This is a genomic window from Halorubrum sp. JWXQ-INN 858, assembly GCF_009806985.1.
Classification (GTDB): Archaea; Halobacteriota; Halobacteria; order Halobacteriales; family Haloferacaceae; genus Halorubrum.
The window spans coordinates 79,252-100,843 of sequence record NZ_WUAX01000014.1 but is presented as its reverse complement, the minus strand read 5'-3'; the positions used below and the strand labels follow the sequence as shown (position 1 = coordinate 100,843).

The following is a 21,592-nucleotide window of genomic DNA, read 5'->3' as shown; positions in this document are numbered from 1 at the left end:
ACTCGCGTCTGGGTCTCGAGCAGTCATGTCAAGACATGTGTCCTCCGTCGAAATAACGGTATCCCTCGATGCTGGGAACCCGTGATCCAAAGCAACCCGCCGTGGCCGACACACGACCGCTCAGGGAGCCGACAGGCCCCACGGTTTCCGATCGGGGAGGCCCCCTCCGCTATGTGTCCCCGATGATCCGCCCCACTGCAGGGACGTTCTCGGCGAGCCACGGTCTGAGATAGACGAGGCCACCGATGACGACGACGGTGACGACCAAGCCGCCGACCGGCCCGACCCGCTTCGTCGCCACCTTCCAGACCATCCATGCGGTCGTGAGGAGTTGGATCCGCGCCCGCAGCGCTTTCACCGTCATGTTCCCGGAACCCCGAAGGCGCCGATCCCGAGTCCAAGGACTTGGTTCAGGAGGAAGAGGATGACGAGCGCGGAAAGCCAGGCTACAAGGCCGATGAGTACGGCTTTGACCCAGCTACCCGGATACCGCCAGTTGATAACGGCGATCCACACGATCAGGGCGATGACCGGCCCGATGAGGGGGATCCAGGACGTCAATGCCCATGCGATGGCACCGATCAACGCGGTAATGACGGCGTGACTATAGTCTTCAACGCCCACGATCACGCGAGCGCTGATATAGATTGCGAGCCCCCCAACCAGAAGGGCAACGATGAACGCGATCAACGAGCCTACGACTGCTGTTACCATACGTGTCGTTCGGCAACAGTCATCAAGAAGATTTCGGCCGCGTGCTTCCGTTGAAATCCTCAAAAGTCACATTTTTCGATCGTTCTAACGGGCAGATACAGATGGGGCCGGCAACGATCCTGGATCCGATTCGGCAACTCACTCTGTGGGACGAGAGATACCTGACACCGGCATTTGGCGAGAGAGCAGACGTCCGGAAACGAGAGCAGACGTCCGGAAACGGTAGTACACGGGAACAGTAGTCGTTCAGCTGAAGGCCTTTACAGTTAGAGGCCTACGGGACGTACAATGGCTACTGAAGCGGCGTTCACGGTTCCATCCGATCAGTTCCCTCTTGGAACCGTCTTCAACCAATTACCGGACGTGACGGTCAAGCTGGAGCGACTGATCCCCGCACAGGGCACGATGATTCCCTACTTCTGGGTGCGAGGTACCAAAGTCGACGACATCGAGAGCGCGTTCACGGAGCACCCGGGCGTGAAGGACCTCCGGCTCGTTGACTCCGTTGAGGACGAGTACTTGTTACGCCTCGAGTGGGCGATGGCCCACGACGACGTACTGACCATACTGGCGGAGACAAGGGTTCCACTGATCGAGGCCATCGGGACGAACAAACAGTGGACGTTCGAGATCCGCGGTGATGATCGAAGCGATATCTCAGCCTTTCACGAACGGTGTCAAGAGGTGGGCATCCCGATCACGTTGACGAAGTTGCATGCACTGCTGCCGGTTGAGACGGCGACCGAAGCCGCCCTCACTGAAACCCAACAAGAGGCGCTGGTGCTTGCCTACGAGCGCGGATACTTCGAGTCCCCTCGCGAGGTCACGCTGGAAGCCCTCGGTGAGGAACTCGGCATCTCACAGCAGGCTGTCGGCTCCCGCCTCCGCGGAGGGATCAGGAACGTCCTCGGAAGCACGCTTTCGGCCCTCACAGTCCGACCCTGATCGGGTATATAAAAACGGTTTGTGTATGAAAAAGGCAGTTTGATTCCCGTCGATCGGCTACCGTAGTACGGTCGTCGAGGGAATCGCTGGTACGCTCCGGCAAGTCCACATCATGTGTGAAATCAAAACCGGCGTCGAACTGGAGTTATGGGTCATTGATCGCTCGGGACGACTGTGCGACGGACGGGAAATCGCGGAAGCCCACGAGCGGATAAAACCCGAGTTTATCGGGCCGCTCGTGGAGATACAGACCGAGCCACACGAAAACGAACTCGAACTGAGGCGCGATCTTCGGAGGACGCTTCAAACGGCGATGCGGGCGGCAAGCGCCGAAGGAAAGCAGCTCGTTCCGTTAGGGACGCCGCTGACGGCTTCGGACGCGTCGGCGCACTCCGAGCGAGGGCGGCTTCTCGAAACCATCTACGGGGACGGCCTGAAGAGTGCGAAAAACTGTGCTGGAACGCACGTCCACTTCGAGAAAGGCGACGTCATCGACCAACTCAACCTCTTGACTGCGCTCGATCCCGCGCTCGCGCTGTTGAGTACGTCGCCGTACTACTCCGGCAAGAACGGAAACGATTCCTCCCGGGCGCAAGCCTACAGGAAGCTGTGCGGCCCCGAGTTCCGCGGATTCTGCGACCTGTGGAGCTACGCGGATAGCCTCGAAGAGTGGACGGAGCGCGTCGATCACATGTACGAGGTCTTCAAGCGACTTTCCAGCGAGCGTGGCGTCTCCCCTGAGACCGTCGAGGAATTCTTCGATCCGGAGGACACTGTGTTGAATCCCGTTCGCCTCCGCGAGTGCCAACCGACCGTCGAGTGGCGCGCCCCCGATGCCGCGCTACCGAGTCAGATCGTCCAGATCGCGGTCGACGTCGGTCAGCTCGTCTCCCAGACGGGGGACAAGCCGATCGAATTCGGCAGCCCAGGCGTTCGATCCGATCGGATCCGACTGCCGGAGTTCTCCGAGCTCCAGGAACTCAGCCACCAGGCGATCCGTTCGGGACTCGGAACCGTCGAGGTCAGAGAGTACCTGCGGACGATGGGGTTCGACCTCTCGAAGTATCAGCCACTCTCACCGCAACTGAACGGTCCGCCGACCCTCGACGAATCGGAGGCGCGGATGCTACGGCTCGAACAAGCTCAGCGGCTCCGTACCGACGTCGAGGGGCTGACGGGGGATTCGACCATCTCGGCTCCCACGACCCTCTCGATTTGACATCCTCCCTGCGCTTTAGCACGGGAAGGATGTCAACGATCGACGAGAACCGCTCCAGCCGCCGGAGGATTCGACAGCCGTACTTGCCGTCATCAACGGCTTCTTGACGCCGGAAAAGACGCTATCTCTCCACACCGGGAGCTGGTAGACACCGCCGAGAAAGCGCACGATCCCGTTACCGAGGATCTCGCCGTTTCGATACTCCCGGGAAGCACGCGTTCCGCCCTTACGGTCTACCCTTATTAGGTACACAAAAACGGTTTGTGTATGAAAAGGGCAGTATGATTGTCGTCGGTCGTCTGTAATAGTACCATGGGCGTGGGTGCACTCGCCTTCGACTCGACACTCGATTTATGTCAAGACCAGAAACTCACGACGACGAAATCGTTCACCGGGAATTGGATACCGACGGAGAGGAAACGGCTGCTACGATAGCGGAAGTAGTTGCTGACCTCGAGGGAACGCCGATAACAGAACTGCCAACGGTCTACGACTGCATCGACGGGATGCTATCGAACTTGTATTCGAATCCGCCGGCACCAGAGGCACAGATGACGGTCGAATTCACGTACAGCGGCTATCGAATCACGGTCGAACAGAGCGGCACCGCGAAGTTCGTCCATGTCACGTAACCGCTGTCTGCGGAGTCCCGGATACCGGTAGTGTATCCACGCTCGACTGGACGAGGCCGTCAATCGACCTGTACGATCGATGCCTCGGCTATCGTAACGAGAACGGTGTCTGAGTGATCGGATTTCAACGGATCCGACACCGTGTATCCCGCTGCTATCGGTCACGGTTCCATCCACGGACGGTTCCGCCGGAGGCTACTTCAGCGAGAAGATCCCGCCCGACGCAGTCAACCGTGCGACGGTCGAAAGTCGGAGCATATACGCGGTTAACACCAGGTAGGGCGCGATCGATATCGTGAACGTGAACGCCAGAAACGTCTGCAGCGACGGGAGACCCAGGATCGTCCCGGCGGGGAGGACCCCCCCGTTGATCGTGATGATCGCGGAGGCGTTGAACAGGATGGCCGGGAGCGCGACGACTAGCAGCGTCTGGGAGAGCTGTGACACCTCCCTCGTGTAATAGAGGGTCTTGAAGTATTCCTTCCCGACGGCGAACAGTTCGAACGCTTCGATGAGGTCGTCGAATCGTTCGGACGGGGTGGCACCGGACGTAGTGAGCGTCCGGGATCGCTCGATGTACGACCCGTAGTCGAACCCGATCCCCTTCCAGAGGACGGCGAACTCCGCACCGGAGGTCTCCTCGACCGCCCCCAGCTGTTCGGCGGCCGCGGAGACTGACTCCACGTACTCGTCGATCTCCTCGGCGACGTCCTGTTCGAGACCGTCCAACTCGTCCGTGAGCGCCTGTGCACGAGCACTGATCAGTCGGGACATCGCCCTGAGAAACGACGAGGGATCGGACGGGTTCTCCCCGATGTCGGTCAGGTCGCCGAGGTCCCGACGGAAGTTTATCGCACCCTGGATCCGGTTCTCCTGGGTTTCGACGGAGGTGATGTCGTGTGAGAGGACGATCGAGTTGATCGAGACGACGATGGAGACCAGGAGGATCATTCCGCTCAGAAACGTGTTGAGTATCGTCTGGACGGTCGCGGTGTCCGTCAGTAGCGCTTGCATCTCGACGGTCCAGACCGAGGAAATAACCATGAAAGCAGTGAACACCAGCGTCAGCAACGCTCCCGTCACCGCCAGCCGGTCCGCTTCGAGCAGAACCCACCGTTTCAGGCCGAACCCGGTGGACAAGCTCGGAATCGGGAACCAGTCTCGCCACTGACTGAACTTCCGGTCGAGGCTCATGATGCGACCCCCTGAGCGGCCTCCTGAGCGACACCTTGAACGGCACCACTGGGGAGACCTACCCGCGATCGATCACCCATGCGTCCGAAAACAACCCACAGTGAGAAAACCCTGTGGGTGGGCCGTCTCGTCCCCCCTCGATAGCGTGTCCGGATCATACTTTACAACGGCCGCTCATCCCCGCCGCCGACCGTCTACGGCCGGTCACGAACGGGCACGAGCCGTCGGAGCGTCGTCCGGTTCACCACCTGCACATCCTCCACCACCAGGCGGGCTCAGAGGTACGCATCGTCCCACTCGTCGGCCAGGTGGGTGTTGCCACAGTTCCCGCATTCGAGCCTGTCTTGTCCGTCGGCGGAGACGTTCGTACTGCCGCACTGCGAACAGAAGTACCCGTACGCGTCCTCCTCGTCCTCCGCACGGTACACGGTAAAGAACGGGGCCTCCGTGCCGGGAACGCTCTCGTCGCGGTCGAGGAACCGGGCAACTCCGTCGACGGTGACGGACTCGGGGACCGGGACGGAGGGTTCGTTCGACGTCTCCGTCTCTTCGCCCTCGGTGAAAACGGTGACCGCGAACTCCTCGCCGCCGACCAGCATGTGATCGTGGTCGCTCTGTTTGAGGCCGAACTCTTCGAGGAACTGACCGCCCTCCACGGCGTCGTCGAGGATGTTCGCCGCGATCGGCTTCTCGGCGAAGGCTTCGCGAACGTGATCGAGCAGCGCCGAAGCGATGCCGCGTCCCCGAGCTTCCGGGTCAACGTGGAGCCACCGGATCGTCGCTCCCGTTCCGACTTCGACGGTGATGAACCCGTAAACCCCCTCCGTGCCGTCGTTCGTCTCGTCGACGACGAGTACCGTCATCTCGGGGTCGTTGAGCAGCTGATCGAGTGACGCGTCGTCGAACTCCTGCTCGAGTATCGTCTCGATCTGCTGTGGACTGAGCGAGTACGACGACTGCAGCGAGTCGCGCGCGATCGCTCTGATCCGTTCCCGGTCGTCCGACTCCGCAGGGCGAACTTCCATGTGGGGCGTTGTCGTCGAACCGATATAAGTTGTCGGTTGATCTTCATCTCTGGCGCAGCTGTGACGTCGCACCGCCGCACCGCCGTACCGCCGCACCGCCGTACCGCCGCACCGCCGTACCGCCGCACCGCCGTACCGCCGCACCGCCGTACCGCCGCACCGCCGTACTGCCGTACCGCCACGGTCTAGAACGATTCCTCCTCGGCCGATTCGTCATCGTCGATGGCGTTCCCGCCGCGATCGCTGTACCCTTCTCGGCCGACCGCCTCGTTACCGACCATGTTGAACACGGCTTGTCGGACGCTCTCTACGTCCTCGTACTCCTGTTCTTGCTCCGCGGAGAGCACTTCACGCAGCGGGACTTGGTCGTCGAAGAGACCGAGTTCGTGGTCACCGTATCGGCTGAGGAGCGTCTCGTGAGACAGCGGGTAGGACTCGTCCTCGAGGTCTTCGATCAGTTCGCCGAACTCGATACCCTGCTCTCGGGTGTCGTCGGAATCGTTCGCCATAGTGGCCTTTCGACAGGACGGGGCTAATAGCTTTTGCAGGCGTCTACGAGATAGCGTGATCCATCCGGCTCTACCACCGCTTACTGGGAGCTCCCGACTTTTAAGCGAACGAACACGCGGTGCCGAACCGAGACGTGGCACCTGTCCGCGGCCGACGACTCGTTCCGTATTCCGCATAGATCCGACACGGGTCTTCCCCACAAATTGAATAACCGTGCGAACCGACCCTCACGGTATGGGCGACCAGAACCATACCCACAGTGAGCCGATCGAACCGGGAGAAGTAGTGTACGACAGCAACAGGAGACCGGTGGGACGCGTGAGCGGATTCACCGACGATGGGTTCGAGGTGGAATCGATGGACTCCAACGAGAGCGAGGTCGAGGAGCTGCCGGGAAAGGAGTTCGGAGAGGGGTACTTGATGTGGCGATGTGGCGAATGCGGAGAGATGGGCGAACTGGACGAGGGGATGCCGGACGCGTGCCCGAACTGTAATGCTCCACGGGAAGAGATCTCCGCCGTCGAAGAGGACTGAACGTGGCCGGGCGACCGGCGAGGGACCGGCAATGAACTCGCCGCGACGGACCGCCGGAGAGCACGACGCGCTCAGCCGACGCACTGAAACGTGTCCCATGACAGCCGGTTGATCAGGTGCTATCGCTCTCAGGCTAGGACATCGGGCCGATCGACGACACGGTAGTAGTTCCATATTCACAGCGATCACACCTGAGGTTCAGTAACAGATTTATAATTAAGAGAACGGGTCGCGTGGGTGAAGACGAACCACATGACCGCAGTCAAGATAATCAAAGTGCTGGGTACCTCGTCCGAATCGTGGGAGGATGCGGCTCACAACGCGGTTAGCGAGGCGAACAAAAGCATCGACGACATCTCGGGGATCGAAATCCACGACCACACGGCGAAAGTCGAAGACGGCTCGATCACCGAGTACAAGACCACTGTGGAAGTGGCCTTCCCCGTCCGAGAGGGAACCCAATAGGCCGGACGGACGCTCCCGTCCGTTCCCGTTCGCTCCTGTCCGCTCCCGTCCGTCCGTTCCAATATACGGATAACGGTAGCACCACGGGTGTTTATCGGGCTTCTAGCCGAGTATACTGTATGGCCCAAGATCTTCAAACGGCGAGTTCCGTGCGTATCGACGACTCCATCTGGGAGCGCGTGGCGAATTGGGTGGTCCTCGGTGGGGATCGGAGGGCCGTCGCGGGTTGTTTCGTCGTCGCGATCGTGGGTGTCGTGTGGGCGCTCATCTCCGCCGGTGTCTTGGCGGTTGGCCCGAACAGCTCCGTGGCAATGATCTTCGGGAGTGGACTCACCTCCGGGGTCGTGACGCTTCTCACTATCGCCCTCTCGATCAACCAGCTCGTCCTCTCGCGCGTGTTCGGGTCCGTTAGCATGTTGACGGACAGGCTCAAGGGCTCGCGGGAACTGCGGCAGACCGTCGAATCGATCGCGGAGGTGCCTTCGAGCCCCAACGACCCGGCGGACTTCCTCTCGCTGGTCGCACGGACGCTGAGCGACCGTGCCGCCGGACTGGTCGAGAGCGGTGACGGTGCCGGTTGGGACCCGCCGGCGAGGCTCACGAACGCGTTGCGCGACGTCGCCGCGTACGGGGACAGCATTGACGACCACCTCGAGACGAACGCGAAAATGAATGACGTACTCCGTGTCATGATAGGGACCGAGTACGCGCGGAACATGACCGCCGTCAGCCACCTCCGGAACGAGTACGCGGCGTCGATCCCCGCGGAAGTACTGGCAGATTTCCAGGCCATCGAGGACCTCCTCGAATCCATGGCGGTCATTCGGCAGTTCTACAAAACGATCGCCATCCAGCAGGACCTCGCAACGCTCTCGAGACTGCTGGTCTACTCGGGAGTGACCGCCCTGGTAGCCGCGATCGTCGTGACGCTCGTCTATCAAACGAACTCCACCACGCTCCCGGCCGCGATGCTTCCCGCCGTCGTGAGCGTCGGGATCGGAGCCGTCGTCGCCCCGCTTTCCCTGTTCGTCGCGTACATCCTTCGGGCGGCGACCGTCGCTCGACAGACCATCTCCGTCGGCCCGTTTATCCCGTCCCGGGGGCGCTGACGCCGCACCGACACGCTTCGTGAACTCGCCGGACCGAGTCCCCAGCGGGTGGCGAGATGCATGGTCGACGACGCACGCGAGCAACGTCTCTATTACGGAATCCCTCGCTGTGGTGGTGTTCTGATCAGGATCGAGAAGCAACTCCGCGACTGTTGATGAAGCATAGCGCTCGACTCTATTTCCCAGATTTTCCTCTTTTAAACACTGTTTAAATAATTTATATGTATGATGATAGAATTCGATCGGCCGATCCTAATAACTTCTCAAACCGTTTCAAAACGCTCATATAGAAATTACTGACGGATAGATCTATGCACTCATCGTCCACACGTAATAAAATATCTGACACTACGCCAAACTTCTTTCAAAGCGACTTGTCTTGATTCGGCGACGATCGATTTAGACGCAGCGGCGATCGATGGCGGGAGTGACCGTTGCAGTTCGTTTGCGCAAGACGGTCGTTAAGGAAGCGTAAGCACTGCGACGGTCGCTTATAAACAACCGACTAAGCGTCTCGATCAACGCCCTCTCGCCATCGACCCGGAAGCATCCTTCAGCGACCGGCCCTTTCTCGTCGTGTTGCGTTCGAAAACAGGGTTTCCACGGACCCGCTCGTTCCGCTCCGTCCCGTCACTCTCGTGGACAGGCAGTCGTCGGTCCTCCACGGACGACGACCGCCGTGAGAACGCCGAGCGTCAGGGCGAACGCGGCCGTCGAGACGGCGTAGGAGAGCCCGCCACTGATCACCGGGACGCTCCCGGCGGCGGCGACCGCGGCGATCACGGGAAGCACGCAGCCGGCACAGGTGAACAGCCCGAGAACCCCCGCGAGGAGGGACCCGCCCGTCACCGACAGCGCCCGAGCGAGGAGGGCCCCGAGGACGACGTAGCCGAGCGACTGGAACGGAACGACGACCGCCGTCGCCACGCCGAGATCGGCGATCACGACCGGAGCCCATCCCGGAAGCCCGGCGCTGGCCTCGACCCCGAACCCGGTCGGGGCAAACGTCAACTGGCCGCTGATCCACGCCAGCAGGAGGACGTAGCCGCCCCCGATCGCCGCCGGCCACGGTCGAACCGTCGCACGGCCCGCGCCGGCGGTAGCTCCCGCGATCGCGGCGGCCGAAAGCGAGAGCCAGACGAGCGGGTAGGCGGCTCGCAACGGATCGATCACGTCCGTTTCCCCCGCCGTGAGGTAGCCGCCGAGGACGACGAGGTACGCGAGGGCGACGAGCGACCCGGCGAGGAAGCCGCGATACGCCGCGCCGGACGCCCCCCGGAGCCGTGGCGGCAGCCCCTCCGCCGGTTCGGTCACCGGTCCCATCGCGACCGCCTCCCTTCCATCACGGTCGCCTCCCTTCCATCACGGTCATCGCCCTCCCATCGCGATCACCGCCCTCCGCTCGTCGACGCGTCGTTCCGCCAGCCGCCCTTCAGGAAGACGACCCAGACGGCGGCTCCGGCGAGGAGGAACACGCCCGCCATGTACGGGACGATCGGGAGGCTGACACCGAGCGCGTCCAGCACCGTGCGGAGCTCGTAGGCGATGACGCCGAAGACGGCGAGCCCCACGAGTAGCCCGCCGCGGGTGACGTCGACGGTCATCGCGTCACCTCAGCGAGCCGACCGGCCGCATCGGCGACGGTCGTCCCGATCCCGGCGAGGGAGTCGGCGGCCACGGCGTCCGAAAGCAGCGGTCCTATCGCGTCGATCCAGACGGGGAACGCGCGCCCGCCGGGTCCGAACAGCCCGCCGTCCGTCACGATGCCGGCCAGCGGCAGCGCGTACGCCAGGACGACGAGCACCACCGCGACGGCGACCCACAGTCGCAGGTTGTCGAGCACCTGCGGCGCGTCCTCCGGCCCCGACAGCGCGGGCGGGAGCGGCTCCGCGAGCCCCTTCACGGTCGGGTTACCCATCGTCAAGACGACGTTGGCGAGGAACAGCACCGTCGAGACGAACAGAAGCGTTCCACCGATGGCGAGCTGGAGGTTTAGCTCCTCGAACCCGCCGAACGCGAGCGGGTAGTCGAACCCGACGTACTCGGGTTCGGCGGTGCGTCGCGGCACGCCGAGCAGCCCCTGTGCGTGCATCGCGTTCGACATGAGCGCCATCCCGATGAACCAGAGGACCACCTGGAACAGGCCGATCTGTGGGCTGTAAAGCGGTTTATTCGAGATCTGTGGCCAGATCCAGTACGTCGCGGCCATGAACGTGAGCGCGACCGCGGTCCCGACGGTGAGGTGGAAGTGGCCCGGGACCCAGATCGTGTTGTGGATCATGTAGTTGATGTTGAGCCCGGCGTTGACCATCCCCGAGAAGCCGCCGGCGGCGAACATCAGGCCGGCCAGCATCATCCCGGTGAACGCGGGGTTACGCCACGGGAGCGACCGAAGCCAGCCGAAGAGGCCGGTTCCGCCCCGCTTGCGCGCTCCGTACTCGACGCTCGCCACGACGGTGAACGCCGTCAGCAGGCTCGGCAACAGCAGGAACATCGTGTTCGTCATCGAGATGAACTTGAACCCCTCCGCGATGCCCGGATCGAGGTACTGGTGGTGGATCCCGACGGGCGTCGACAACAGGAGGAACAGCACGAAGACGACGCGCGCGAGCGGGTCGCTGAACAGGCGGCCGCCGGCGATCTTCGGCAACACCGTGTACCACAGCAGGTACGCCGGCATCAGCCAGAAGTAGACGACCGGGTGGCCGAAGAACCAGAACAGCGTCCGCGTGAGCGTCGGGTTCACCTGGTCTATCAGCCCCAGCGACCACGGGAGCAGGAAGACGAGCACGGAGACGGCGATCGCCGTGGTGGCGATGTACCACATGATCATCGTCGTCAGCACCATGAACGTCTGCAGCGGGATCCGCTCGCCGGGGTTCTCCTCGCGCCAGGCGAGCCACGCGCGGAACCAGTCGGCTCCGGCGAGCCACGTCCCGACGATGAAGACGACGAGCCCCGTATAAAACAGCGGGTGCGCCTGCAGCGGCGCGTAGAAGGTAAAGAGGACGTCGGCGCTCATGTCGATCCGGCTCGTGAACCCCGCGAGGATCGAGACGCCGGTCATCGTGATCCCGACGGACATCAGCGCGTACCACGTCCACGTGATCCTGATGTTCACGAGCGGCCGGTCGAGGCTCCGCGTCACTGCCCACGTGAACAGCCCGACGAGGAAGAAGATCGTGAAGCTGATCACGAGGAACACTCCGTGTGCGGTGAGGAACGTGTAGTAGTCGACGGAGCTGAACGGCCGAGCGATCCCGGTCCGGTGAAGCGTTTGGATGATCCCGAACAGCGCGCCGAGCCCGAGCGCGATGAACGAGCCGAGGAACGCGGCCCGCACGACGCGTGCCTCCTCGGGGAACCGGTCGACGAACGTCGGTTCCGTCTCCAGTTCGGCGCTCATTCGCCGTCACCTCCCTGATCGGTGCCGTCGTCGCCGTCGTCGGTATCGTCCGTCTCACCGTCGTCGGTATCGTCCGTCTCACCGTCGTCGGTCCCGTCGTCGTTCATTCGTTCGTACTCGTCCTCCGGGACGACCTCGAGTTTCCCTTCCATCGCGTGGTGTGCCGCGCCGCAGTACTCGTTACAGACGATGCCGTACTCGCGCGGCTCGTTGGCTTCGACGGCGATCTCGGCGACCTCGCCGGGGATCACCATCGTGTTCGCGTTCGTCCCGACGACCTCGAAGCCGTGGATGACGTCGGGCGAGGTGATGTAGAACGTCACCCGGCTGTTCTCGGGGACGACGATGGGGTCCGGTCGGAACTGGAACTGCTCGGCGACGACGTACGCCGCGTACTCGTTCTCGCCGACTCGTTCGACCCGCGGCTCCGCGAACCGATCGTCCTCGTCGAGCGCTTCGGGGTCGATTGGGTCCTGTCCGTCCGACACCATGGCGACGCCGGGGCCGACGGCCCCGTAGGTGACGGTCCCGATCAACAGGAGGATCAGTACCAGCGCGAGCGTGAGCCAGAGCTTCTCGTAGGCGTGGATGTGCACGTCAGGTCACCCGATGACGACGAGGTCGCGGCTCAGGAACTCGACGAAGTAGATGTACACCCACGCGACCACGAGGATCGCGAAGTACAACAGGATGAGTGCGAGGGTGCCGACGGGGTCGAACTCCTCCACGTCGTCGTCCCCCTCGGTCACCCCCGTTCGGGCGGTTTCGGTGCGAGTCATACGCAGTCTTGTGAATGGTGGTGTATATACTCCACAGTCGTTCTCAAAACGTGAAAACTCTCCGAGCGGTTCTTATCATTCACGTCCCAACCGAACCTATGAACGTCCCGCTTCAACGGGTGCTGCTCCTCGTGCTGGCGGCGTTGGTTCCCGTCGTGGCGTACGTCTCGGCCCGCGCCGACGTCGTCGCCGCCGTCGCGGCCGTCAACGTACTGCTGATCTGGGTCTCGATCAGGGTCGCGACCGGCGGGAGTCCACAGCCCGCCGTCGACGCCGCTGACACGGCCCCCGCGGACGACGGCTAGTCGGTGACGCTCGTCCCTGGCCGCACGACGCTCGATCCGACCCCGAACGCCACCGTCTGACCCAAGCCCACCATCCCTCGTATGTCGACCTGCACGCTCTGTGACCTGCCGACGGAGCCGGACCCGCACACCGCTCCGGACGTCGAGGGGGCGTTCTGCTGCCGCGGCTGTCTGGCGGTCTCGCGTTCGCTCGACGACGTCGCGGACGTCGACGACCTCGAGGACCGTACGCCGGCGTCGACGCCCGCGGACTCGTTCGACGGCGAGACCGCCTTCCTCCACGTCGACGGCATGCACTGTTCGACGTGCGAGCGGTTCCTCGAGATGACCGCCGGAGAGGAGACAGGCGTCGCGGCGGTCGAGGCGAGCTACGCCACCGACACGATCCGCGTCGACTACGACCCCGAACGGGTGTCGGCCGCGGAGCTCCCCGACCGTCTCTCCGTCGCCGGCTACACCGCCAGCGACAGGGCGCAACCGGCACCCGACGGCGACGACATCGACGTCGTACGGTTCCTGATCGGCGGCGGCTTCTTCGGGATGATGGCAATGTTGTGGTACGTCGTCTTCCTCTATCCGACGTACTTCGGGTACGATCCGCTGCTCGACCTCGGGGGGCTCGACGGGCTCTACCTGTTCGCGCACATCTGGGTGTTCACCTCGATCGTCCTCTTTTATACCGGGTATCCGATACTCCGCGGCGCGTACGTGAGCCTGCGAGCGCGACGGCCCAACATGGACCTGCTTGTGTCGCTCGCGGCGGGTAGCTCGTACGCGTACAGCACGCTCGCGATGGTTCTCGGACGGACGGACCTCTACTTCGACGTCACGATCGCCGTCGTCCTCGTCGTCGTCGCCGGCAACCACTACGAGGCGATCGTCAAGCGGCGCGCGACCGGCCTGCTCTCTGACCTGACCGGGGCGACCGAGACGACCGTCCGGCGGGAGTCGGGCGAGACGGTCACGGTCGACGACGTCGCCCCCCACGACCGGCTGGTGGTTCGCCCGGGCGAACGCGTCCCGTTCGACGCGACGGTCGTCGAGGGGCGGGCGGCCGTCGACGAGGCGCTCGTCACCGGGGAGTCGCTGCCCACGACGAAGCGCGAGGGCGACGCCGTTCGCGGCGGGACCGTGGTCACCGACGCCCCGATCGTCGTCGAGGTCGGCGAGGAGGTCACCAGCACGCTCGACACGATCGTCCGGTTGCTGTGGGAGATACAGAGCTCGCGGACCGGGATCCAGCGGCTCGTCGACCGGCTCGCGACGGTGTTCGTCCCGCTCGTGATCGTCGTCGCCGTCGCGATCGGCGCGTGGCTCCTCGCGACGGGCGCGCCGCCGACGACTGCCGCGCTCGTGAGCCTCACCGTGTTGATCGTGTCGTGCCCGTGTGCGCTCGGACTCGCCACGCCGCTCGCGGTCGCGGCGGGGATCCGTGACGCTGCACGCCGAGGCATCGTCATCGTCTCCGACGCGGTGTTCGAGGACGCGGCCGACGTCGAGACGGTCGTCCTCGACAAGACGGGTACCCTCACCGACGGCGAGATGCGCGTCCTCGAGGTCGTCGCCGTGGAGGGTACGGAGCGCGCGATCCTCGACGGCGCGGCCGCCCTCGAGCGGGCGTCGGTGCACCCAGTCGCGGAGGCGATCGTGGAGGCCGCGGGGGTCTCGACGGCCGCGGGAGTCTCGTCCGTCGCCGAACCCACACCACCCCTCGCGGACGGAGGATCCACGGTGGACGGGGGATCCGCGGCGGACGGAGGATCCACGGTGGACGGGAGATCCGCGACGGACGGGGACTTCGGCGCGTCGTCCCTCGGCGCGGTCGCCGACGTGACGGTGTCGGACAAGGGTGTCCGCGGCCGGATCGGCGGGGACGACGTGCTGGTCGGGCATCGGTCCCTGTTCGCAGGGACCGAGTGGACCGTCCCGGGCCGCGCTCGCGAGGCGGGCGATCGGGCCGAACGCGCCGGTCACGTCCCGGTGTACGTCGGCCGCGACGGGGTCGTCTCCGGCGTGATCGTCGTCGGGGACGACGTTCGAGAGGGCTGGTCGGAGACGGTCTCCGAGCTCTCGTCGTCGGGCAAACGGGTCGTCGTGTTGACGGGGGACTCGGTCGCGGCCGCTCGTCGGTTCGAGGACCACCCCGCCGTCGACGAGGTGTTCGCGGAGGTGCCCCCGGAGGCGAAAGCCGAGACGGTGCGGCGGATCGCCGCGACCGAGCGCGTCGCGATGGTCGGTGACGGGAGCAACGACGCGCCCGCGCTGGCGGCGGCCGACCTCGGGATCTCCGTCGCTGGCGGCACGGACCTCGCGGCCGACGCCGCCGACGCGGTCCTGCTGGAGGACCGGCTCGACGCGATCCCCGAACTGTTCGCGATCACCCGCGGCACGAACCGTCGGATCCGCGGGAATCTCACGTGGGCGTTCGCGTACAACGCGATCGCGATCCCGCTCGCGGTCTCCGGGCTGCTCAACCCGTTGCTCGCCGCGCTCGCGATGGCGACGAGCAGCTTCCTCGTCGTGACGAACTCGGCGCGCCCCGTCTGGACGGAGGACTGATAACCGTCCCCGTCGAGAACCGTACCACACGCGCTATATCTCTCGGGGCGCTATCGCGAACCGACACGGTCACCGCCCGGTCAGCCGGCGGTGACGGCCCGCTCGCGCACACCCAGCAACCGATCGAAGCGCACGACACCGGGTAGACGGGGCGAGACGCACGAGGCGAAACGCATGGACGCAACACGAGGGGCGAGACACATGAGGCGAACCATATGAGACGAACCGCATGAACCGTCGAACGTTGCTCGCGACCGTCGCCGGCGCCGGAACCCTCGGCGCGGGTGCGTATGCCGCGAGCCGCCGCGACGTGTTGACCGCCGACGGCGACCGCGCCGGCGGTGATCGGGGCCACGCGCTCGAGCCGGCGCGGATCGAGACCCTCGACGCCCCCGGGAGCGAAGCCGGTCACCGGGACCTCCCCGTTGCCGGGTCGACCACGGTCATCGAGTTCTTCGCGACGTGGTGTTCGACCTGTGGCTCCTACATGGAGACGCTCCGCGAGGTCAACCGGACCGTCGACGCCGAGTTCGTCTCGCTCACGAGCGAGCCGGTCGGCGTCTCCGTCGAGCGCGCCGACGTCGTCGACTGGTGGCGCGAACACGACGGGGAGTGGACGGTCGGGCTCGACGAGGAGCTGGCGCTCACCGTGGCGCTCGACGCGTCGTCGGTCCCGTTCACCGCGGTCGTCGACGAGTCCGGGACGGTCGTCTACGCGGACTCGGGAACGCAGCCCGCGTCCCGGCTCGTCGAGGTCATCGACGGGGCGTGAGCCGTCACCAGAACGCGACGTAGAGCTGGCCGACCCCGGCCGCGGCGATGACGACGCCGGAGAGCTTGACGAACCGGTCGACGCCGCCGGCGAGGGCGCCGGCCGTGAGCCGGTGGCCGACCGCCGCGGCCGTCGTCACGCCGAGCATCAGCGCCCCGAACGACGCCGCGTACGCGCCGAGCACCACCGCCGTCTGCGTCGGCGGCATCGACAGCGATCGCACGACGAGCGCGAAGAACACCGGGAAGACGCAGGCGGTCGCGGCCGCCGCGTACGCCCCGCCGAACACCGCGAACCCCAGGATACCGGCCCGTCGCCGCGGCAACGGGACGTGGAGCGCGACCGAGCCGCGAGCGACCACGAACGCCCCGACGGCGACGAGCGCGACGCCGACCACCGCCTCGAGCACCGGCACGACCGGCTCCAGCGAGCGACCGGCGGCGATCACGACGCCGATCACCAGTCCGAACGCGACGAAGACGCCGGCGGTCGCGGCCGCCGCCCGTACGAGCACCCCCGACAGCGGGGGCCGGTCGCTCCCCGTCGCCGCGACGTAGTAGCCGACGTAGCCGGGCAACAGCGCGTACGCGCACGGCGAGAAGAACGTCGCGACGCCGAGCCCGGCCGCGAACGCGACGAAGGATCCACCGTCGATCACCGCTTTACCGCCCCCGTTTCGGCGAGCGCGTCCTCCAGGTCGTCGACGCCGTGGAGCCCCGACTCCCCCCAGACGAGGCGGTTTCGCTCGTCGAGCACGAACGAGTGGGGGACGTACGTCGCGCCGATCGGTTCCGCCAGCGACAGCGACGGGTCGATCGCGAGCGTCCAGCCGCCAAGGTTCCGGTTCCACCAGTACCGGACGTCGTCCCGCGTCGTCGCGCTCCCCACCTGCTCGGTGGTCACGGAGACGAACTGGACGTCCTCGGGGACGCGGTCGTGGAACTCGGTCAACGTCCCCATGTGCTGCCGGCAGTCCGTACACCACGTGGCGAAGAAGTCGACGAACGTGACCGACCCGCGTTCGGGGACGACGGCCTCGCCGGCCTCGCTTCCGCTCGCGGGGAGCGTCTCCAGGGTCGTCTCCGGCACGGCGTCTTCCCGAAAGCGCTCGCCGAGTCCTCCCGAAGCGATGATCGCGCCCGTCCCAAGCACGCCGAGTGACCCGAGGCCGGCGAGCGCGTCGCGTCGGTTCACGACACCACCGCCGTCACGTGGCCCTCCTTCGATCCGGGCGATCGTTTCGGATGCCAGCTCGAGGCGTTCCCACGCGCGATCCGCCCGTCGTGGCCGCCGCCCCCCGTCATGCCCGCCTCGTTCGGGTCCATTCGTCTTGTACGATCGTAGAATTACTGTCGACATAAGCCTTGCCGGCGTACGTCTCTATCGCCCTCCCGTGGGCTATCGAGCGGTACCGTGGTACGTTCCTCGAACGGGACGGCTCCGAACTCCGCTTTCGTCGCTCCCGGTCACTCCCGTTCCTTCGGGCCCGTCCGTCGAACGAGCGGCGAATCCGTGTTCACGCACTCGGGGCGGCCGCAGACGCCGGCGTCAGCGCCGGCGCGCTTCACGCCGGCGGCGACTTCGTCGATCCGCCAGTCGACGGCGTGACCGGTGTCGCGTTCGTGCTCGGCGAGCGCGACACGCGCATCGCGGAGGCTCCCGTACGCCCCCTGAAACTCGCATTCTCCACACCGGACCACGACGCGCGTTCGATCCATGCGTCGTCGTTGGACGGCCACCGAAAAACCCGTTTCGTGTCGTCGCCGCGCTCGGCGACCGACGGTCCCCGGACGGCCCCGACCCGTCGCCGTCCCGCGTGGTTCGGTGCTGAAGTATTGTGCGCTCGTTCGGTGATCGTACCAGATCGATTAGGTGGCTCCCACACCGACCTCGGTCATGCCCATTTCGGCGGTCGCAGCGGCACCGCCCCCGTCCCTGCCCCACGCGCTCGCGTCGGTATCGTGTGACCCGTCCGACACGATCTACTCCGCGGAGCCGTTGAGTCTCGTCGTCTTCCTGCTCGTCGGGCTCCTCGGCGGCGCGCACTGTCTCGGGATGTGTGGTCCGCTCGTGACCGTGTACGCCGATCGGATGCGAGACGACGCGAACGGGGAGGCCGCCACGGCCGGCCGTTCGGACCGACGGAACCACCTCACCGTCCGTCAGGTTCGGCAGCACGCCCTCTTCAACCTCGGCCGGACCGTGAGCTACGCCACGCTCGGCGCGGTGTTCGGTTTCGCGGGGAGCCTCGTCTTCGTCACCGGCCGCACCGTGACGACGATCGCTCGGGACGTCCACGCGGTCACGGGGCTGCTCGTCGGAGCCGCGATCGTCGCCGTCGGGGTCCGGTACGCCGTTCGGCTCGAGTTCCGCTCGGTTCCGGTTCCGGGGCTCGCGGCCGCGTCGGCTTTCGTGACCGGCCGGATCGTCCCTCGCGTCGACACGTGGGTCGGTGACGGCCGGATCGCCGGGTTGGGTGCCGCCCACGGGCTCCTCCCGTGTCCGCTGTTGTACCCGGCGTTCCTGTACGCGTTCGTGCAGGGGAGCGCGGCCGGCGGCGCGGTCGCGCTCGGGGTGCTCGGGCTCGGCACGATCCCGGCGATGTTCCTCGTCGGCACGGTGTTTCAGTCCGTGAGCCGGGAGACGCGGCTCCGGTTCCACCGGGTCCTCGGTGTCGCGTTCATCGCGCTCGGCTACGTCCCGCTCCAACACGGGCTCGCGACCCTCGGCGTCCCGCTTCCGCACCCACCGATCCCGTACTACTCGCCGCTGTGATCCCTCTCGCCGAGGACAGTCGTTCGACAACCGCACCAGACCGGTTATGCGTCTCGATCCCGTTCGACCGTACATGAAACGCCGGGCGCTGCTTGGAGGGGTGGGAACGGTTGCGGCCGGGTCGATCGCCGGTTGCGTGACGCGGCTGTTCGACGACGAGCCCGACGGGGTCGTCCTCGACCCGCAGGAGGACCAAATCGCCGACAGCGAGGACCTCTCGTACCCCGCTTACGGACAGCGACTGCCCGAGTTCGAGCTTCATGACCCGGTTTCCGACGTGACGATCGACAGCGCGTCGCTGGACCGAACGGCGATCGTCACCGCGATCTTCACCTTCTGTCCGGCGGAGTGCGGGATCCTCCTCAACCAGCTCGTCGGCGTTCAGGGGATCCTCGCGGAGGCGGGGATGACCGACGAGGTCGCCTTCCTCCCGATCACGTTCGACCCGGAACGCGACGACGCGGACGCGTTCCGCGAGAACGCCGACACGGTCGGCGCGGACCTCGACGCCGGCAACTGGCACTACCTCCGGCCCGAATCGGCGGCGGACGCACGAGCGGTCGTCGACGACGGGTTGGGGATCGGGTTCGAACGCACGACGGACAGCGATCGAGTCGAGGGGTACGACTTCATCCACGCCGTCGTGACGCTGCTCGCCAATCCGGACGGGGTGGTCGAGCGGGCGTATCGCGGGGAGAACCTCGATCGGAACCGCGTCGCCGCCGACGCCGAGGCCGTCGTCGAAGCGTTCCGCGATCGGTGACTCCGGACCGCCGATCTCCCACCGAACTGATATCGACGGGACACGAAGGGCCGACACATGAGTTCTCACGACGCTGACGGAACGGTGCTCGTCGCAGTCGCGAACGCCGAGACGGCCGACCGACTGTTGCCGACGGCGATCGACGTCGCCAGCGATCGGTCCTCCCGGATCGTGATCACGTACGTGGTCGAGGTACCGGCGCAGATGCCGCTGTCCGGCGGCGAGGAGTTCCTCGACGACGAGGATCGAGCGATGCTCGATCGCGCGCGAGCGACCGTCGACGACGCCGGGATCCCCGTCGAGAGCCGGATACGGTACGTCCGGAATCTCGCGACGGGGATCGTCAGTGGGGCCGCGGAGTACGGCGCGGACCTCGTGCTCGTCGGCTGGCGCGGCCGCCCGGCCCGTCGGAACGTCGTCCTCGGGAGCTACGTCGACGTGGTGCTTCGGAACGCCCCGTGTGACGTGTTGGTCAAACGGATCCGGTCGCCCGACCCCGACCGAATCGACTCCATACTCGTTCCCGTCTCGAGCGGCCCGCACGCCGGCTTCGCCACGGACATCGCCGGACGGCTCGCGCGACAGCACGACGCGTCGATCACCCTCGTTCACGTCGTTCCGGAGGACGTCGCGGACGTCGATCGGGAGGCGGCGACGGCGCTGCTCGACCGTGTGACGGGTCGGATCGACGACGTCGCCGTCGAGCGCGTCGTCCGAGAGAGCGACCACGTCTCGGGGGCGCTTACCGACGAGACGACGCGCCACGACGTCACCGTTATCGGGGCCTCGGAGGCGGGCGTCATCCGTCGGCGGCTGCTCGGCACCGTCTCGGAGGCCGTCGGCAGACACGCCGCCGGCTCCGTGCTGATCGCCCAGCGCCACCCGTCGCGGGCGGATCGGGTCGAGCGTCGTCACGACTGACCGGTCGAGACGTCCGCCCATCGGTGGGGTCGTTCTCTCGGCGTTTCAAAAGGGGTTCGTGTGCCTCGCCGTCGTTGCTCGGCGATCAGACGAGCAGCTGAATGTCCGCCTCGACCATCTCCTGGAAGGCGGAAGCCGCGCCGACGCCGGTCGTGACGCCGTCGTAGAAGTCGGCCTCGTCGTAGCCGAGGAGATCGATCGTCATCTGACACGCCTGTAGGTCGACGCCGCTCTCGAGGGAGATCTCGATGAGTTCGTCGATCGAGGCGACGTCGTTGTCGGCGATCTTGTTCCGCATCATGCGCGTCGTCATCCGATCCATGCCGGGCAGCGCCGCGATGGCGTTCGGAACCGGCATGTTCGGGTTGCCCACGGCACTGAGCTTGAGGTCCTTCGAGTTCTCCTCGTGGAGGATCTCGAGCCCCCAGAACGTGTGGAAGACGGTGACGTCGTAGCCGAACGCGGCCGCGGTGCTCGCGAGGATCAGCGGCGGGTACGCCATGTCGAGCGTCCCCTTCGTCGCGACGATCACCATCTTCTTGGGCCCGTCGGCGGTCTCCGCCCGGAGGTCTGCGAGGTCCCGCTCGAGCTCGTCGACGCGCGACTGCAGCTCGGCGATCTCCTCGGGGGTGAACGCGTCGCCCGAGCCCGCTGGCGTATCCGTGCTCATTTACTCGGCCTTCCGGACGTAGTGTTTGTAGACGTCCTCGCCGCCCTCGGTCGCCTCCTCCTGTGCGATCAGCTCGGCGCCGTCGGTCGACTCGGCCCAGCCGCCGATGTCGCTCATGCTCCCGGAGTCGGTCGAGACGACTTCGAGCGTCTCGCCCGCCGGCAGGTCTTCGAAGGCTCCCTTCGTCTTGATGACCGGCATCGGGCAGTTCTGTCCTTTCACGTCGAGGGTTTCGCTTGCTTCCGTGCTCATTGTTTTCTCCCCCTGTGTTGGGGCTATCCCACAATACTGGCTG

At 65.6% G+C, this 21,592-nt stretch carries 26 protein-coding genes and 2 pseudogenes; 13 read left to right on the top strand and 15 right to left on the bottom strand.

Annotated features, from left to right (window positions below; all coding sequences use genetic code 11):
• Positions 1-169: 169 nt before the first annotated feature.
• A complete protein-coding gene (locus GRS48_RS11545; RefSeq protein ID WP_159486638.1) occupies positions 170-364 on the bottom strand; it encodes a hypothetical protein in 195 nt (64 codons plus the stop codon).
• A complete protein-coding gene (locus tag GRS48_RS11540) occupies positions 361-714 on the bottom strand; it encodes a hypothetical protein (RefSeq protein ID WP_159486636.1) in 354 nt (117 codons plus the stop codon). Before GRS48_RS11540 ends, GRS48_RS11545 begins: the two co-directional genes overlap by 4 nt.
• Before the next feature lie 288 nt (positions 715-1,002).
• Between GRS48_RS11540 and GRS48_RS11535 the strand changes: the two genes are divergently transcribed.
• The 4 genes and pseudogenes from GRS48_RS11535 (at position 1,003) to GRS48_RS11520 (ending at position 3,510) form a co-directional block, all read left to right on the top strand.
• Positions 1,003-1,659 (top strand): bacterio-opsin activator domain-containing protein, encoded by a 657-nt coding sequence (locus tag GRS48_RS11535; protein ID WP_159486634.1) that lies wholly within the window; start codon positions 1,003-1,005, stop codon positions 1,657-1,659.
• Between the two features lie 112 nt (positions 1,660-1,771).
• Positions 1,772-2,878, top strand: coding sequence for a glutamate-cysteine ligase family protein (locus GRS48_RS11530; protein WP_159486632.1), 1,107 nt, complete (start codon positions 1,772-1,774; stop codon positions 2,876-2,878).
• Between the two features lie 40 nt (positions 2,879-2,918).
• Positions 2,919-3,124: pseudogene (locus GRS48_RS15255) on the top strand (hypothetical protein); the annotation flags it as partial.
• Positions 3,125-3,231: 107 nt separating this feature from the next.
• Positions 3,232-3,510 carry a HalOD1 output domain-containing protein gene (locus GRS48_RS11520; protein WP_159486630.1) on the top strand — a complete coding sequence of 93 codons (279 nt, stop codon included), beginning with the start codon at positions 3,232-3,234 and terminating at the stop codon, positions 3,508-3,510.
• A gap of 195 nt (positions 3,511-3,705) precedes the next feature.
• Here the strand turns inward: GRS48_RS11520 and GRS48_RS11515 are convergent, their stop codons facing one another.
• The 3 genes from GRS48_RS11515 to GRS48_RS11505 all read right to left on the bottom strand — a co-directional run bounded on the left by GRS48_RS11515 (position 3,706) and on the right by GRS48_RS11505 (position 6,238).
• Positions 3,706-4,704, bottom strand: coding sequence for a hypothetical protein (locus GRS48_RS11515; protein ID WP_159486628.1), 999 nt, complete (start codon positions 4,702-4,704; stop codon positions 3,706-3,708).
• 275 nt (positions 4,705-4,979) lie between these two features.
• Positions 4,980-5,729: a GNAT family N-acetyltransferase gene (locus tag GRS48_RS11510; RefSeq protein ID WP_159486626.1), complete on the bottom strand. Its 750-nt coding sequence runs from the start codon at positions 5,727-5,729 to the stop codon at positions 4,980-4,982.
• 185 nt (positions 5,730-5,914) lie between these two features.
• Positions 5,915-6,238: a hypothetical protein gene (locus tag GRS48_RS11505; RefSeq protein WP_159486624.1), complete on the bottom strand. Its 324-nt coding sequence runs from the start codon at positions 6,236-6,238 to the stop codon at positions 5,915-5,917.
• A 235-nt stretch (positions 6,239-6,473) separates the two neighbouring features.
• Here GRS48_RS11505 and GRS48_RS11500 point away from each other — a divergent pair, with 235 nt between their 5' ends.
• From GRS48_RS11500 to GRS48_RS11490, 3 genes are all read left to right on the top strand, one after another.
• The gene (locus tag GRS48_RS11500) at positions 6,474-6,773 is read left to right on the top strand and encodes a hypothetical protein (RefSeq protein ID WP_159486622.1); all 300 of its coding nucleotides are present in this window, start codon (positions 6,474-6,476) and stop codon (positions 6,771-6,773) included.
• A gap of 252 nt (positions 6,774-7,025) precedes the next feature.
• The gene (locus tag GRS48_RS11495) at positions 7,026-7,238 is read left to right on the top strand and encodes a dodecin family protein (RefSeq protein ID WP_159486806.1); all 213 of its coding nucleotides are present in this window, start codon (positions 7,026-7,028) and stop codon (positions 7,236-7,238) included.
• Between the two features lie 344 nt (positions 7,239-7,582).
• Positions 7,583-8,347, top strand: a complete 765-nt coding sequence (locus GRS48_RS11490; RefSeq protein ID WP_321168417.1) for a hypothetical protein — start codon at positions 7,583-7,585, stop codon at positions 8,345-8,347.
• A gap of 630 nt (positions 8,348-8,977) precedes the next feature.
• On the opposite strand, the gene GRS48_RS11485 is transcribed toward GRS48_RS11490, so the two are convergent.
• From GRS48_RS11485 to GRS48_RS15110, 5 genes and pseudogenes are all read right to left on the bottom strand, one after another.
• Positions 8,978-9,670: a hypothetical protein gene (locus tag GRS48_RS11485; RefSeq protein ID WP_159486618.1), complete on the bottom strand. Its 693-nt coding sequence runs from the start codon at positions 9,668-9,670 to the stop codon at positions 8,978-8,980.
• Positions 9,671-9,735: 65 nt separating this feature from the next.
• On the bottom strand, positions 9,736-9,951 hold the full coding sequence (locus GRS48_RS11480) for a CbaC protein (protein ID WP_159486616.1): 216 nt from the start codon (positions 9,949-9,951) through the stop codon (positions 9,736-9,738).
• A complete protein-coding gene (locus tag GRS48_RS11475; protein ID WP_159486614.1) occupies positions 9,948-11,753 on the bottom strand; it encodes a b(o/a)3-type cytochrome-c oxidase subunit 1 in 1,806 nt (601 codons plus the stop codon). The genes GRS48_RS11480 and GRS48_RS11475 overlap by 4 nt, the downstream gene beginning before the upstream one ends.
• A gap of 95 nt (positions 11,754-11,848) precedes the next feature.
• A pseudogene (locus GRS48_RS11470) lies at positions 11,849-12,349 on the bottom strand (cytochrome c oxidase subunit II); the annotation flags it as partial.
• A gap of 6 nt (positions 12,350-12,355) precedes the next feature.
• A complete protein-coding gene (locus tag GRS48_RS15110) occupies positions 12,356-12,532 on the bottom strand; it encodes a hypothetical protein (RefSeq protein ID WP_200840264.1) in 177 nt (58 codons plus the stop codon).
• A gap of 98 nt (positions 12,533-12,630) precedes the next feature.
• On the opposite strand from GRS48_RS15110, the gene GRS48_RS11465 reads away from it, so the two are divergent.
• The 3 genes from GRS48_RS11465 to GRS48_RS11455 all read left to right on the top strand — a co-directional run bounded on the left by GRS48_RS11465 (position 12,631) and on the right by GRS48_RS11455 (position 16,168).
• Positions 12,631-12,837: a hypothetical protein gene (locus GRS48_RS11465; RefSeq protein WP_159486612.1), complete on the top strand. Its 207-nt coding sequence runs from the start codon at positions 12,631-12,633 to the stop codon at positions 12,835-12,837.
• Between the two features lie 81 nt (positions 12,838-12,918).
• Positions 12,919-15,396: a cation-translocating P-type ATPase gene (locus GRS48_RS11460; protein WP_159486610.1), complete on the top strand. Its 2,478-nt coding sequence runs from the start codon at positions 12,919-12,921 to the stop codon at positions 15,394-15,396.
• Between the two features lie 229 nt (positions 15,397-15,625).
• Positions 15,626-16,168, top strand: a complete 543-nt coding sequence (locus GRS48_RS11455; protein ID WP_159486608.1) for a TlpA disulfide reductase family protein — start codon at positions 15,626-15,628, stop codon at positions 16,166-16,168.
• Between the two features lie 4 nt (positions 16,169-16,172).
• Here the strand turns inward: GRS48_RS11455 and GRS48_RS11450 are convergent, their stop codons facing one another.
• The 3 genes from GRS48_RS11450 to GRS48_RS11440 form a co-directional block, all read right to left on the bottom strand.
• On the bottom strand, positions 16,173-16,826 hold the full coding sequence (locus tag GRS48_RS11450; RefSeq protein WP_200840263.1) for a cytochrome c biogenesis protein CcdA: 654 nt from the start codon (positions 16,824-16,826) through the stop codon (positions 16,173-16,175).
• Positions 16,823-17,362 (bottom strand): TlpA disulfide reductase family protein, encoded by a 540-nt coding sequence (locus tag GRS48_RS11445; protein WP_159486606.1) that lies wholly within the window; start codon positions 17,360-17,362, stop codon positions 16,823-16,825. The genes GRS48_RS11450 and GRS48_RS11445 overlap by 4 nt, the downstream gene beginning before the upstream one ends.
• 272 nt (positions 17,363-17,634) lie before the next feature.
• Entirely contained in the window at positions 17,635-17,886 is a 252-nt protein-coding gene (locus GRS48_RS11440) for a hypothetical protein (RefSeq protein WP_159486604.1), read from the bottom strand.
• A 184-nt stretch (positions 17,887-18,070) separates the two neighbouring features.
• On the opposite strand from GRS48_RS11440, the gene GRS48_RS11435 reads away from it, so the two are divergent.
• The 3 genes from GRS48_RS11435 (at position 18,071) to GRS48_RS11425 (ending at position 20,627) form a co-directional block, all read left to right on the top strand.
• The gene (locus GRS48_RS11435) at positions 18,071-18,943 is read left to right on the top strand and encodes a sulfite exporter TauE/SafE family protein (protein ID WP_394351205.1); all 873 of its coding nucleotides are present in this window, start codon (positions 18,071-18,073) and stop codon (positions 18,941-18,943) included.
• Positions 18,944-19,016: 73 nt separating this feature from the next.
• A complete protein-coding gene (locus GRS48_RS11430; protein WP_159486600.1) occupies positions 19,017-19,706 on the top strand; it encodes an SCO family protein in 690 nt (229 codons plus the stop codon).
• A gap of 57 nt (positions 19,707-19,763) precedes the next feature.
• Positions 19,764-20,627, top strand: coding sequence for a universal stress protein (locus GRS48_RS11425; protein ID WP_159486598.1), 864 nt, complete (start codon positions 19,764-19,766; stop codon positions 20,625-20,627).
• Between the two features lie 85 nt (positions 20,628-20,712).
• Here GRS48_RS11425 and GRS48_RS11420 read toward each other — a convergent pair whose 3' ends face one another.
• Positions 20,713-21,297, bottom strand: a complete 585-nt coding sequence (locus tag GRS48_RS11420) for a DsrE/DsrF/DrsH-like family protein (RefSeq protein ID WP_159486596.1) — start codon at positions 21,295-21,297, stop codon at positions 20,713-20,715.
• The gene (locus GRS48_RS11415) at positions 21,298-21,549 is read right to left on the bottom strand and encodes a sulfurtransferase TusA family protein (RefSeq protein WP_159486594.1); all 252 of its coding nucleotides are present in this window, start codon (positions 21,547-21,549) and stop codon (positions 21,298-21,300) included.
• Positions 21,550-21,592: the final 43 nt, after the last annotated feature.

Coding starts and splice junctions, on each gene's coding strand:
- GRS48_RS11430 (WP_159486600.1), top strand. CDS start 19,017: ATGAAACGCCGGGCGCTGCTTGGAGGGGTGGGAACGGTTGCGGCCGGG.
- GRS48_RS11485 (WP_159486618.1), bottom strand. CDS start 9,670: ATGGGACCGGTGACCGAACCGGCGGAGGGGCTGCCGCCACGGCTCCGG.
- GRS48_RS11440 (WP_159486604.1), bottom strand. CDS start 17,886: ATGGATCGAACGCGCGTCGTGGTCCGGTGTGGAGAATGCGAGTTTCAG.
- GRS48_RS11475 (WP_159486614.1), bottom strand. CDS start 11,753: ATGAGCGCCGAACTGGAGACGGAACCGACGTTCGTCGACCGGTTCCCC.
- GRS48_RS11545 (WP_159486638.1), bottom strand. CDS start 364: ATGACGGTGAAAGCGCTGCGGGCGCGGATCCAACTCCTCACGACCGCA.
- GRS48_RS11515 (WP_159486628.1), bottom strand. CDS start 4,704: ATGAGCCTCGACCGGAAGTTCAGTCAGTGGCGAGACTGGTTCCCGATT.
- GRS48_RS11425 (WP_159486598.1), top strand. CDS start 19,764: ATGAGTTCTCACGACGCTGACGGAACGGTGCTCGTCGCAGTCGCGAAC.
- GRS48_RS11480 (WP_159486616.1), bottom strand. CDS start 9,951: ATGACCGTCGACGTCACCCGCGGCGGGCTACTCGTGGGGCTCGCCGTC.
- GRS48_RS11535 (WP_159486634.1), top strand. CDS start 1,003: ATGGCTACTGAAGCGGCGTTCACGGTTCCATCCGATCAGTTCCCTCTT.
- GRS48_RS11520 (WP_159486630.1), top strand. CDS start 3,232: ATGTCAAGACCAGAAACTCACGACGACGAAATCGTTCACCGGGAATTG.
- GRS48_RS11415 (WP_159486594.1), bottom strand. CDS start 21,549: ATGAGCACGGAAGCAAGCGAAACCCTCGACGTGAAAGGACAGAACTGC.
- GRS48_RS11495 (WP_159486806.1), top strand. CDS start 7,026: ATGACCGCAGTCAAGATAATCAAAGTGCTGGGTACCTCGTCCGAATCG.
- GRS48_RS11500 (WP_159486622.1), top strand. CDS start 6,474: ATGGGCGACCAGAACCATACCCACAGTGAGCCGATCGAACCGGGAGAA.
- GRS48_RS11505 (WP_159486624.1), bottom strand. CDS start 6,238: ATGGCGAACGATTCCGACGACACCCGAGAGCAGGGTATCGAGTTCGGC.
- GRS48_RS11465 (WP_159486612.1), top strand. CDS start 12,631: ATGAACGTCCCGCTTCAACGGGTGCTGCTCCTCGTGCTGGCGGCGTTG.
- GRS48_RS11460 (WP_159486610.1), top strand. CDS start 12,919: ATGTCGACCTGCACGCTCTGTGACCTGCCGACGGAGCCGGACCCGCAC.
- GRS48_RS15110 (WP_200840264.1), bottom strand. CDS start 12,532: ATGACTCGCACCGAAACCGCCCGAACGGGGGTGACCGAGGGGGACGAC.
- GRS48_RS11540 (WP_159486636.1), bottom strand. CDS start 714: ATGGTAACAGCAGTCGTAGGCTCGTTGATCGCGTTCATCGTTGCCCTT.
- GRS48_RS11420 (WP_159486596.1), bottom strand. CDS start 21,297: ATGAGCACGGATACGCCAGCGGGCTCGGGCGACGCGTTCACCCCCGAG.
- GRS48_RS11530 (WP_159486632.1), top strand. CDS start 1,772: ATGTGTGAAATCAAAACCGGCGTCGAACTGGAGTTATGGGTCATTGAT.
- GRS48_RS11455 (WP_159486608.1), top strand. CDS start 15,626: ATGAACCGTCGAACGTTGCTCGCGACCGTCGCCGGCGCCGGAACCCTC.
- GRS48_RS11510 (WP_159486626.1), bottom strand. CDS start 5,729: ATGGAAGTTCGCCCTGCGGAGTCGGACGACCGGGAACGGATCAGAGCG.